At 63.6% G+C, this 10917-nt stretch carries 11 protein-coding genes and 2 pseudogenes; 7 read left to right on the top strand and 6 right to left on the bottom strand.

Going from position 1 to position 10917, the window contains the following annotated elements:
* The first annotated feature begins 98 nt into the window (after positions 1-98).
* From C7I87_RS25235 to C7I87_RS25220, 4 genes and pseudogenes are all read left to right on the top strand, one after another.
* Positions 99-287 carry a hypothetical protein gene (locus C7I87_RS25235; RefSeq protein WP_149906771.1) on the top strand — a complete coding sequence of 63 codons (189 nt, stop codon included), beginning with the start codon at positions 99-101 and terminating at the stop codon, positions 285-287.
* A gap of 208 nt (positions 288-495) precedes the next feature.
* Positions 496-1425, top strand: coding sequence for a KPN_02809 family neutral zinc metallopeptidase (locus C7I87_RS25230; RefSeq protein WP_149906770.1), 930 nt, complete (start codon positions 496-498; stop codon positions 1423-1425).
* A gap of 90 nt (positions 1426-1515) precedes the next feature.
* On the top strand, positions 1516-1887 hold the full coding sequence (locus C7I87_RS36820) for a VOC family protein (RefSeq protein WP_149906769.1): 372 nt from the start codon (positions 1516-1518) through the stop codon (positions 1885-1887).
* 182 nt (positions 1888-2069) lie between these two features.
* Positions 2070-3334, top strand: a pseudogene (locus C7I87_RS25220) (TCR/Tet family MFS transporter).
* Between the two features lie 7 nt (positions 3335-3341).
* Here the strand turns inward: C7I87_RS25220 and carA are convergent.
* On the bottom strand, positions 3342-4547 hold the full coding sequence (gene carA, locus C7I87_RS25215) for a glutamine-hydrolyzing carbamoyl-phosphate synthase small subunit (RefSeq protein WP_149906768.1): 1206 nt from the start codon (positions 4545-4547) through the stop codon (positions 3342-3344).
* A 275-nt stretch (positions 4548-4822) separates the two neighbouring features.
* Here carA and C7I87_RS25210 point away from each other — a divergent pair, with 275 nt between their 5' ends.
* On the top strand, positions 4823-5272 hold the full coding sequence (locus tag C7I87_RS25210; RefSeq protein ID WP_023781512.1) for a GatB/YqeY domain-containing protein: 450 nt from the start codon (positions 4823-4825) through the stop codon (positions 5270-5272).
* A 78-nt stretch (positions 5273-5350) separates the two neighbouring features.
* On the opposite strand, the gene C7I87_RS25205 is transcribed toward C7I87_RS25210, so the two are convergent.
* Positions 5351-6334 carry a hypothetical protein gene (locus C7I87_RS25205; protein ID WP_149906767.1) on the bottom strand — a complete coding sequence of 328 codons (984 nt, stop codon included), beginning with the start codon at positions 6332-6334 and terminating at the stop codon, positions 5351-5353.
* 384 nt (positions 6335-6718) lie between these two features.
* Here C7I87_RS25205 and C7I87_RS25200 point away from each other — a divergent pair, with 384 nt between their 5' ends.
* On the top strand, positions 6719-7429 hold the full coding sequence (locus tag C7I87_RS25200; protein WP_149906766.1) for a DNA helicase: 711 nt from the start codon (positions 6719-6721) through the stop codon (positions 7427-7429).
* 52 nt (positions 7430-7481) lie between these two features.
* A complete protein-coding gene (locus C7I87_RS25195) occupies positions 7482-8039 on the top strand; it encodes a GNAT family N-acetyltransferase (protein WP_149906765.1) in 558 nt (185 codons plus the stop codon).
* Positions 8040-8041: 2 nt separating this feature from the next.
* Here the strand turns inward: C7I87_RS25195 and C7I87_RS25190 are convergent, their stop codons facing one another.
* From C7I87_RS25190 to C7I87_RS25175, 4 genes and pseudogenes are all read right to left on the bottom strand, one after another.
* A complete protein-coding gene (locus tag C7I87_RS25190; protein WP_149906764.1) occupies positions 8042-9079 on the bottom strand; it encodes a DmpA family aminopeptidase in 1038 nt (345 codons plus the stop codon).
* Between the two features lies 1 nt (position 9080).
* The gene (locus tag C7I87_RS25185) at positions 9081-10265 is read right to left on the bottom strand and encodes an MFS transporter (protein ID WP_149906763.1); all 1185 of its coding nucleotides are present in this window, start codon (positions 10263-10265) and stop codon (positions 9081-9083) included.
* Between the two features lie 115 nt (positions 10266-10380).
* Positions 10381-10590 (bottom strand): DUF2061 domain-containing protein, encoded by a 210-nt coding sequence (locus tag C7I87_RS25180; protein WP_149906762.1) that lies wholly within the window; start codon positions 10588-10590, stop codon positions 10381-10383.
* Between the two features lie 133 nt (positions 10591-10723).
* A pseudogene (locus C7I87_RS25175) lies at positions 10724-10917 on the bottom strand (Na/Pi cotransporter family protein); the annotation flags it as partial.

Raw genomic sequence — 10917 nt, 5'->3', positions numbered from 1 at the left:
ACCGAGGACACTTCCGGGCGACATGCATTAGCCTCTGGAACCGTCGGCGCTTATGCACGTTGCCTCTCATCGCGTTGTTGCGCGCTAAGGAGGAAGCAATGGGCGTCGAGCAGGCACCGACCGTAAAAGGCAAGCAGGCAGCCACAGGACTGAAGCAGGCGGCCTCCAAGGATGAGCGCAAGACCGAGGCCGAAACGGGCCACCCACTGAAGAAAGGCGCCGATCGTTTCGAGGAACGCTCGAAAAGCTCGGACGGAAAGAGCGCCGGCACCAAGCAGAAAGAGTAGGCGGCAGCAATTCCTCGAGCCCCCCGACCTCCGACGCCGGCGATGCTACAGGCCTTGCGCACGACCGATCAGTGCGGTCAGACGACCATGCCCAGCGCCGCCTGGCCACGAAAAATGCTGTGACTTGGAGCAACCATTGCGATAATTGTTTGTTGGATTGAGCCGGCCTTGCCGGAGCAATGGGAAGTTTGCAGCGCGAGGAGTTGCCATGCTCTGGAGAGGCCGTCGTCAGAGTGACAATATCGAGGACGACCGCAGCGACAGTGGCGGCGGCGGGATCGGTGGCGGCGGCGGCCAGTTCCAACTGCCCATCGGCGGCCGGACCGGTGGCGGCGGCAGCATCATCCTCGTCATCCTGGTGGTGATCGCCGGGTGGTATTTCGGCTTCGATCCCTCAGCGATCCTGGGCGGTGGCGACGGTGGCCTGCTGCCGGGCGGCGGTGGCCAGATCACAGACAACAGCGGCGGCGGCCAGGGTAGCGGCGCGGGTGCGCCGGCCAATGACGAGATGAAGCAGTTCGTCGCGACCGTGCTGGCCGAGACGGAAGATACGTGGACCGGCATCTTCAAGTCGCAGGGCCTGACCTATGAGGACCCCAAGCTGGTGCTGTTTTCAGGCCAGGTTCGCTCGGCCTGCGGTTTTGCTTCCGCCGCGGCCGGACCTTTCTATTGCCCGGGCGACCACAAGGTCTATCTCGACATGACCTTTTTCCAGCAACTCGACCAGCAGTTCGGCGCTTCCGGCGAGTTCGCCCGCGCCTACGTCATCGCGCATGAGGTCGGCCACCACGTGCAGAACCTCACCGGCATCATGGGCAAGTTCAACCAGATGCGCCAAGGCATGAGCGAAGCCGATGCCAACCAGCTGTCGGTGCGCATCGAGCTGCAGGCCGACTGCTTCGCCGGCGTGTGGGCGCACTACACCGCGCAGAAGGGCATATTGGAGCAGGGCGACTTCGAAAGCGCGCTGAACGCGGCCAAGCAGATCGGCGACGATACGCTGCAGAAGAAGATGCAGGGCTATGTCGTGCCGGAAAGCTTCAACCACGGTACCTCGCAGCAGCGGCAGACCTGGCTGACGCGCGGCTACAAGAACGGCAAGCTGTCGGACTGCAACACGATGAGCGGGCCGCTCTGACGGAACTGTTTGGAAATACTACTCTGGCGGCAATCCAGGAGCGCGCTGCCTTTGGTTCTCAGCCGTTCGGCCCTCTTGTGGGATCAGCTCATGCAAGCCGATTTTAAGCCCGTAGGGTGGCCCGCCGTTGTTCCTCGTTTGGTGACGTCCGACGTTCAGGGTGTCGTGACCTTCCTTCGCTCAACATTCGGAGCAGAGGGCGACATTGCGCCTGGCCGCCCGGCTGAGATGAGGATTTTTGACTCGATCATAATGGTGAGCGACGGCGGCGGTATTCGCCAGTCGTCTTCAGCCTTCCTCCACGTCTACGTCGAAGACACCGATGCGACTTATCAACGCGCAATTGAGGCAGGGGCTCGAGAAGTGGAGCCGCCAGCGGATATGCCGTATGGGGACCGACGCGCAACCGTACAGGATATCTGGGGAAACACCTGGCAAGTCGCGACCCGAAGGCGGCTCTAGCGGAGGGATGCTACCGCTTGGTCGAAACAGTCGCGAGCGCGCGTTTCCCAACGGCTGAGACGTCGTCAGGTGGTGTCAGGATCAAAGCTTCCCGCCTGTTCCCTCATTGTTCCTTTTTGCTGGCTCGCCTATAAGATGCGTCCGCCCGCGCCCCAAGGGCGGCCAGAGGAGCTTGACCCATCATGATCGACCCCAAAACCGCCAGGCGGGGCCTTGCGCTCGTTTTTACCACGCTGCTGCTCGACATAATCGGCTTCGGCATGATCATGCCGGTGCTGCCGGCCTTCCTCAGGGAGCTGACCGGCGTCGGCATCAGCGAAGCGGCGATCGAGGGTGGTTGGCTGTTCTTCGTCTATGCAGCCATGCAGTTCTTCTTCGCACCGATCATGGGTGGCCTGAGCGACCGGTTCGGCCGGCGGCCGATCCTGCTCGCCTCGGTGCTGACCTTCTCCATCGACAATTTGATCTGCGCCATCGCCTGGTCCTATCCGATGCTGTTCATCGGACGTGTGCTGGCCGGCATTTCGGGCGCCAGCTATTCGACGACGTCGGCCTTCATCGCCGACATTTCGAACGACGAGAACCGGGCAAAGAATTCGGCCTGCTCGGTATCGCCTTCGGCGTCGGCTTCGTCATCGGGCCGGTGCTGGGCGGATTGCTCGGCACGTTCGGGCCGCGCGTGCCGTTCTTTTTCGCCGCCGGGCTGGCCTTCGTGAATTTCCTGATCGCGATGTTCTTCCTGCCCGAAACGCTCGATGAAAAGCACCGCCGCCGCTTCGAGTGGAAACGCGCCAACCCGGTCGGCACGCTCCTGCAGATGCGTAGGTATGAAGGCATCGGCTGGATCGGGCTGGTCTTCTTCCTGATGACGCTCGGCCATATGATGTATCCGGCGGTATGGTCGTTCGTCTCCAACTATCGCTATGGCTGGAGCGAGCAGCAGATCGGCTTCTCGCTCGGCGTTTTTGGCCTGTGCGGTGCGATCGTCATGGGTACGGTGCTGCCGCGCGTCATCCCCAGGCTCGGCGAGTGGAGAACGGCGGTCATCGGCCTGACGTTCACGGCGGCCAGCGCCTTCGGCTATGCCTTCGCCTCGCAAGGCTGGATGGTCTATGCGGTGATCGTCGTCGGCTGCCTGGAAGCGCTGGCCGATCCGCCGCTCAGAAGCCTCGCCGCCGCCAAGGTTCCCCCTTCGGCACAAGGCGAACTCCAGGGCGCGATGACTTCGATCTTCTCGATCACCTCGATCATCACGCCGCTGCTCTATACTGCGGTCTTTTCCTGGTTCACCGGACCGAGCGCGCCCGTCACCTTCGGCGGCGCACCCTACCTGGTCGGCGCGTGCTTCCTCACGCTGGCGGTCATCGTCTTCGTCACCAAGGTGGCGAGACCGGCGACGGTCGCTGACCTCAGCAGCGGGGTGGCCAAGGATGGGGCGCAGGCATGAGCATGGCTTACGCCCTTTCCACCAGCAAGTCCTCGCCACGCTTTTGGCGGATCAGGTTGACGAAGCGGCGGAACAGATAGTGCGAATCCTGCGGGCCGGGGGAGGCCTCGGGGTGATGCTGGACCGAGAATACCGGACGGCCGGTCAGCGCGATGCCGCAGTTCGAGCCGTCGAACAGCGAGACATGGGTTTCCTCGACGCCCGCGGGCAGCGAGTCGGCGTCGACGGCAAAGCCGTGGTTCATCGAGACGATCTCGACCTTGCCGGTGGTGTGGTCCTTGACCGGGTGGTTGGCGCCGTGGTGGCCCTGGTGCATCTTGGCGGTCTTGCCGCCCAGCGCCAGCGCCAACATCTGGTGGCCGAGGCAGATGCCGAACACCGGAATGTCGGTCTTGAGCAGGTCCTGGATGACCGGCACGGCATAGTCGCCGGTGGCTTCCGGATCGCCGGGGCCATTGGAGAGGAAGACGCCGTCGGGCTGCATGGCGAGGATTTCCTCCGCGCCGGTCTTGGCCGGAACCACGGTCACCTTGGCGCCGAGACCGGCGAGCAGCCGCAAGATGTTGCGTTTGACACCATAGTCGATGGCGACGACGTGCAGCGTAGGCTCGTCCTGTTCGCCAAAGCCTTCGTTCCAGACCCAGGGCGTCTCGCGCCAGACTGAGGACTGGCCCGACGTGACCTCCTTGGCGAGATCGAGCCCGATCAGGCCCGACCATGCGGCGGCGCGCCGCTTCAGGTCGTCGAGGTCGAAGACGCCGTCGGGCGCGTGCGCGATGACGGCGTTGGGCATGCCCTTTTCGCGGATCAGCGCGGTGAGCGCGCGGGTGTCGATGCCCGAGAGCGCGACGATGCCGCGTTTCTTCAGCCACTGGTCGAGGTCGCCGGCGGCACGGTAACTGGACGGGTTGGTGACATCGGCCTTGAACACTGCGCCGACAGCGCCTGCGCGGGCGGCCGGGTTCAAATCCTCGATGTCCTCGCCATTGGTGCCGATATTGCCGATATGCGGGAAGGTGAAGGTGACGATCTGGCCGGCATAGGAGGGGTCGGTGAGGATTTCCTGATAGCCGGTGAGTGCCGTGTTGAAGCAGACTTCGGCGACGGCGGAGCCGGTGGCGCCGAGGCCGCGCCCTTCGATGACGGTGCCGTCGGCCAGCACCAGCAGAGCGGTCGGCTTTTCAGTGGCCCAGGCGGGCGTCATCTCGGCCATGGCGGCACTCCTATCCGGCCGCGCGTTGCAACCGCTCCGGCGGCATTCGCGCGGCAAACAGCGCGAAGCGGCGAATTCGCGGCCTCCACGCACTCAAGCTTCAGTTCATGCAAGGCCCAGTACATAGGGGAAGGGGGCAGGGCGGTCAATGATCATGCGAAATGCGGCCGCGATTTATTTCATTGAGGAATATCATAGGCTTGCCCTGGCATATCAGGGTTTGCGTTGGCCTGTCCCCGGCGCTATTGTCCGCGCCGACCGAAGGAGAGAGAGCAATGCGCGCGAAAATCGCCGAATCCCTGAAGACCGCGATGAAGGCGCAGGACAAGCACCGGCTGCCGACATTGCGGCTGATCCAGGCCGCCATCCATGACCGCGATATCGCCAACCGCGGTGCCGGCAAGGAACCCGCCAGCGACGAGGAAATCCTGCAGATCCTGGCCAAGATGGTGAAGCAGCGCGAGGAATCGGCCAAGGCCTTCGAGGACGGCAAGCGCCCGGAACTGGCGGCTCAGGAGCGCGGCGAGATGGAGATCATCCGTGGCTTCCTGCCGACGCAGTTGGACGATGCGGCGGTCACGGCGGCGGCGCGCGAGGCGATCGCCGCGACCGGTGCGGCCAGCCAGAAGGACATGGGCAAGGTGATCGCCGCGCTGAAGCAGAAATATGCCGGGCAGATGGATTTCGGCAAGGCAAGCGGCATCGTCAAGGGGTTGTTGCAGTAGGGCTTTCCATCGCATCGGCGGCTTCAAACACGGCCACTCAGTCGACACCAAGCCGCGGCTTTCTATTGGGCCGAGGTCTCACGGCTCCTTGCAGATCGGCAGCGGCTGCGCGGGTGGTGCCGGATGATCCTTCTTGTACTGGGCGATGACAGGCTCGAGGGTTTTTCGCGGCCAGAATTTCGGCGTGCCGATTTCCTTCAGGCAGGATGCATTCCAGTAGGTGCCCGACGTGGAATGGCCGCTGGCAACAGCGGCGATGTCGCGCGATTCCGGATAGATATAGAGCGTGGTCGGGTTGTCCTTCACCATCGAGATGAGCTGCGCGGCATCGGTCGGCGACCAACTGGTGCAGCCATTGCTGCGGCCGCCGGCATAGTCCACCAGCTTGCCGAACGGCACAAGACCGTCATGGTCGGCATAGGCGCTGTTGGGGCTTTTGCGCATGCACATGGTGCGTAGCACCTGCGCCGCGTGGCCGCCGATCACGCGCTGCCGGGCGTTGGCGGCTTCGCCTTCGCCGTCGAACTGGATGAAGGTGCGCTGGAAAGCCACATCCTGTTTCGCGCCGGTGCGATAAAAGCCCTTGAACGAGGTTTTCGCTTCGCGGGTCATATAGGCGCCGCCGGCGGTCAGTTCCGAATCCATGGCATTGCCGAAGTTCTTCGCACAGCGCCTCCCATTCGAGAAATCGACCGTGCCTTTCAGGTTCCGGCCTCCGCCGTGACCCGACGAAATCGCGCGGAACGACTGGCTTGCTTCGCACACGACATAGTAACGGCGCCCGAGCACGCCATTGCCGAGGTCGCCGGGACGGGTGGCGTCCATGGCGAAGTAGCAGGGGTTCCGGACGGTGCCCTGCGCCACGTTCTTCAGGTAAAGCGCGCGCGCCCGCTCCAGCACCACTTGTGAAATCTGGCCATCGCCGTTGCCGACATGGGCCTCCAGCCAGGCCGGAATGACCGATGGCGCGGCAAAGGACCGGGCCGATGCCATCAAGGCAATGACGACGACGAGGAGACCGAGGAGCGTAACGACACCCAACGGGACAGATCTCAACCGCACCGCACCCATTCTCCTGCCGAAGCCATTCGTGATCCCGGCGGTGAATCACCAGAGGACGATCATAGAATAGCACAATCATAAAACGCCGCGCGCCATCAGGCGAAACACATCTTGTTTAGCGCGTCGGCAAGTATGCGCGAAGAGCAACCGTCCATAAGCCGCCACGCTGGCCCAAGGCTTTGCAGCGGACGCTCCATATCATCAAGCGCCCCCGATTTTCGATCCACCCGGATTGCGCTATGATCTGATTCTGGCGCCGCCCACGCCACCTCCCTCCGACGGGAAAGCATCATTCATGCGGGGTCATCCAATCACCGAACCGACTGTTCGAGCACTAGGCATAAGGAGGGGTTGCAAAAACTGCTCGCACCAGGAGGTTTTGCGATGAGGCTATCTTGGCCCGTCTATCATCTGAAGCGTCAAGCCAGGCTGTTGTCCCGCAGGGACAAGATTCCGCTGCACGAAGCGCTTGACCGCATAGCCACGCAAGAAGGATTTGCGAGCTGGAGCCTGCTTGCGGCAAGGGGCGCCGAAACGGGACTCGCCGGCAGATTGTTTGCCCAGTTGGCGCCCGGTGACCTCGTGCTGGTCGGTGCAAGGCCGGGTCACGGCAAGACGCTGATGAGCCTCGAGCTGGCGATCGAAGCGATGAAGTCAGGCCATCGCAGCGTGTTCTTCACGCTGGAATACACCCACAGGGATGTGCTGGAGCGGTTTCGCGCCATCGGGGTCGAGCCGGCCCGGTACGACAAGCTGTTCGAGTTCGACAATTCCGATGCCATCAGCGCCGACTACATCATCGGGCGGTTGGGATCGGCGTCGCGCGGCATGCTGGCGGTCATCGACTATCTGCAATTGCTCGACCAAAAACGTGAGAACCCTAGCCTGATGGACCAGGTCCGTACGCTGAAAGCTTTTGCGCGCGACAGCGGTGTGATTCTGGTCTTCATCTCCCAGATCGACCGGTCCTACGATCCCGTGACCAAGCCGGTTCCCGATATCGGCGACATCAGGCTGCCCAACCCACTGGATCTGTCGCTGTTCAACAAGGCCTGCTTCCTGAACAAGGGCGAGATCCGCTTCCACGCGGCTTGAGCGCTCTGCTGTCCAAGGTTATGCCTGCTTCGTTTTTCAGGAAGCATCGACCATGGTCGAAATCGTCAAACCGGCGCTCGAACATCTGCCGTCCTACAAGGCGGCGCTCGAACGCGGCTGGTCGCCGGACAATGTGCGCCTCTTGGAGGCAACGCGCGAGCAGCTTGCGGCGATAGAGGAAGACCCGGTCGCGTTCCTGGCCAGCCTCGATGACCCCGAAGCCAAGGGTGACCCGATCACTTTGCCCGACGGCACGCAAGTGCCGCGCCTGCCAGGATTCCGCCGCTGGATCTGGGATGGCGAGGCATCGGGCTCGATCGGCTTTCGCTGGCAGAAGGGCACGGCGGAACTGCCTTTGCACGTGCTTGGCCATATCGGCTACGCGGTGGTGCCGTGGAAGCGGGGACGCGGCTATGCCACGCAGGCCTTGCGGCTGATGCTGGACGAGGCGAGGGCGGTGGGCCTGCCCTATGTCGAGATCACCGCCAAGCCGGGCAATCCGGCCTCGCACAAGGTGATCCTGGCCAATGGCGGCAAACTCGTCGAGCGCTTCTTCGAGGCCGCCGCCTATGGCGGGGTGGAGAGCCTGCGGTTCCGGATCGAGCTGTAGCCCTATCGCCTTTCGGCCTGGTCGCGCAGCCAGTCGGCGAGCGATGCGCGATGCGTGCCGGACCTGCCGGTGAAAGCCTCGGCGGACAGCATGGAGTTCAGCACCGCCTCCTGCGTCGCTTCCGCCGTCGCCCTGAAAAGAATGTCGGCGCGTGCTTCGTTGAGCGCGAGCAGCGGCACCAGATCGCGGTCTTCATCGTGGTCGACCATGTTGCCGGTGCTGAAGGCGATGGCGATGTCGCCGCTGCCATTGCCCCAGAAGGAGCCGAGCCTGGCGATGCCGGCGCCCGCGCGGCGCGCCACGCGCTCGAGCTGGCGGTGTTCGAGCGGCACATCCGTCGCCAGAACGACCATGATCGAGCCGCGTTCGGTCTCGGCGTGTCGCCTGGGGTCGGGCCGGCGTCCATCGGGCAGGACGAGGTCGCCGGGCCTGCCGAAATTCGACAGCACGAGAACGCCAAGATGATGCCCGCCGCCAAGCACGATCTTCCTGGAGGCCGAGCCGATGCCGCCCTTGAAGCCGAAGCAGCTCATTCCCGTTCCGGCGCCGACATTGCCCTGCTCGACCGCGCCTTCGCGGGCATCCGCCAGTGCGGCAAGGGCATGCTCCTCCGATATCGCCATGGCCTGGATGTCGTTCAGCGGACCGTCATTGCACTCGCCGACCACCGGATTGACGGTTCCGGTGGCGCGGCCGATATCGGGGTTCTGGCGGATGGCGTCACGGATCAACGCCGTGGCGCAGGTTCCGACCGAGAGCGTGTTGGTCAAGAGAACGGGCGTTTCGATGGTGCCGAGTTCCTGCACTTGCATGAGCCCGACGGTCTTGCCGAAGCCGTTGATGACATGGGCCGCCGCCGTCACCTTCTTGCGGAACAGGTTTGCGCCATGCGGCAGGATCGCGGTCACGCCGGTGTTGATGTCGCCGTCGCGCAGCGTGCAGTGACCGACGCGTACGCCGGGCACATCCGTGATCGCGTTGTGCGTGCCCGTCGGCAAGGTGCCGCAGGTCAGGCCGAAATCAGCGACAGTTGTTGCCATGTTATTCGGCGGCCGCCGGTACCGGCGGGCTGATGTCGCTGCGCCGTTCCCAGAGATGGGAGATGACAGCCACAATGACGGCAACCGCCATCGCAAAGGCGCCAACAACCGGCAGGCTGCGATAGCCGTAGCCGGCATTGAGCATGGCGGCGCCGAGTGACGCGGCCAGTGCGATGCCGATATTGAAGCCGGACGGGATGAGCGAGGCGGCGAGACCGGAGGCGTCGGCCGTCCAGGACAGGATGCGGGTCTGGATCGGTGTGCCGATGGCGAAGTTGAGACCGCCCCAGGCGATGATCGCAACAACCATCGGCACAGGGTAGGGGCTGACGGCATAGATGATGGCCAGCGTCACCGCCTGCAGGGCGAGCATGGTGATCAGCGACGGCATCAGTTTCCAGTCCGACAGTTTGCCGCCGAGGAAGACGCCAAGCGTGGCGCCGACGCCGTTGAGCAGCAGCACCCAGGGCACCAGGTTTTCGCCGAGCCCGGTAACCTCCAGCAGCGTCGGGGTGATGTAGGTGAACAGAAAGAACTGGCCGAGCATCAGCATCAGCATCAGGATCAGCGAGGTCCAGACCTGCTGGCGCGCCAGCACGCGAACCTCGCTGGCAAGGCTTGCCGACTTGGCCTGATATCCGGTCGTGCGGGGCAACAGGGCCGCCATGGCAAGAGTCGCCGCCACGCCCAGTGCGCACATCACCCAGAAGGTCGCGCGCCAGCCCCAGATGTTGCCGATGGCGGTGCCGGCCGGCACGCCAATGACGTTGGAGACGGTGAGGCCCGACAGGATGACCGCGACCGCCATACCGCGCTGATCCTCGCGCACCAGGCCGACGGCAACCACCATGGCGACGCCGAAATAGGCGCCGTGCGCGACGGCCACGGCAATGCGCAGCAGGAGCATCGAGGTGAAGTCGGGCGCCAGCGCGCAGGCCGCCTGGCCCAGGGTGAAGGCGACGGCGAGGCCGAGCAGCAAGGTCTTGCGCGACAGGCTCTTGGTGGCGAGCGCCAGCAGCGGCCCGCCGATGGCGATGCCGCAGGCATAGCCGGAGACGAGATATCCGGCAGAGGGAACCGAAACGCCGAGCCCTTGCGCCACCTGCGGCAGCACGCCGGCGATGACGAATTCGGTGGTGCCGAAAGCAAAGGCGGCGATGAACAAAGCGATGAGCGGCAGCGACATGAAAAGAAACCCACGAAATGCAGGGCTCAAACCATGGATAGCCAAGGCAGGCAATCCAGAAATTGTCGACGCCGCTTTAGCTTTTCTTGACCCGACCCATTCTAACGCAAGCCCGTCAGGTCACTGGCTTGCGTCCATAAGGAATCTTCAGCCATGCCCGCTCATGAAAATAGTAGAGCAGCGACTTGGTGAAGACCTCCGTTACGCCGATGGCGGCCGCAAGCTTGATGCTTCCGGTCACAACCAACGAGATGATCATCGTGTCGATAGTGCCGGTCACGCGCCAGGAAAGCGCCTTGGCGAAACTGCGCGAATGGGTGTCCATCGATCTCCTCCGGGTGGGCATTAGATGCTTAGCCGACGGATGTGAGGATGAGCAAAGACTAATTTTGCCGTTCACGCCGGAATGCCGGAACCTTGTTCTGAAGTTGATGCCTCCGCAGTAAATCCTTGCCGCCTCAGCTCGCCTTCAGCCTCGACCCGAAGAGCAGGCCGCGCTCTTCCAGCACGGGGTAGGCCATCGACGCCAGCAGCGAGTTGATCTGCTTCAGGTCGCGGATGGTGTCGAGGTGGATCGAGCTGGTTTCGACGCTTCTGGCGGTGCCTTCGCGCAGGCGTACGAAATGGCTGGCGCTGGTTTCCTTCTCGCGGT

The sequence above is a fragment of the Mesorhizobium sp. SARCC-RB16n genome (genome assembly GCF_008520305.1).
Lineage (GTDB): Bacteria > Pseudomonadota > Alphaproteobacteria > Rhizobiales > Rhizobiaceae > Mesorhizobium.
The sequence above is the reverse complement of the archived record's forward strand: the minus strand, read 5'-3'. Positions and strand labels throughout refer to the sequence as shown.

Coding starts and splice junctions, on each gene's coding strand:
- C7I87_RS25190 (WP_149906764.1), bottom strand. CDS start 9,079: ATGGCAACAACTGTCGCTGATTTCGGCCTGACCTGCGGCACCTTGCCG.
- C7I87_RS25200 (WP_149906766.1), top strand. CDS start 6,719: ATGAGGCTATCTTGGCCCGTCTATCATCTGAAGCGTCAAGCCAGGCTG.
- C7I87_RS25210 (WP_023781512.1), top strand. CDS start 4,823: ATGCGCGCGAAAATCGCCGAATCCCTGAAGACCGCGATGAAGGCGCAG.
- carA (WP_149906768.1), bottom strand. CDS start 4,547: ATGGCCGAGATGACGCCCGCCTGGGCCACTGAAAAGCCGACCGCTCTG.
- C7I87_RS25185 (WP_149906763.1), bottom strand. CDS start 10,265: ATGTCGCTGCCGCTCATCGCTTTGTTCATCGCCGCCTTTGCTTTCGGC.
- C7I87_RS36820 (WP_149906769.1), top strand. CDS start 1,516: ATGCAAGCCGATTTTAAGCCCGTAGGGTGGCCCGCCGTTGTTCCTCGT.
- C7I87_RS25195 (WP_149906765.1), top strand. CDS start 7,482: ATGGTCGAAATCGTCAAACCGGCGCTCGAACATCTGCCGTCCTACAAG.
- C7I87_RS25235 (WP_149906771.1), top strand. CDS start 99: ATGGGCGTCGAGCAGGCACCGACCGTAAAAGGCAAGCAGGCAGCCACA.
- C7I87_RS25230 (WP_149906770.1), top strand. CDS start 496: ATGCTCTGGAGAGGCCGTCGTCAGAGTGACAATATCGAGGACGACCGC.
- C7I87_RS25180 (WP_149906762.1), bottom strand. CDS start 10,590: ATGGACACCCATTCGCGCAGTTTCGCCAAGGCGCTTTCCTGGCGCGTG.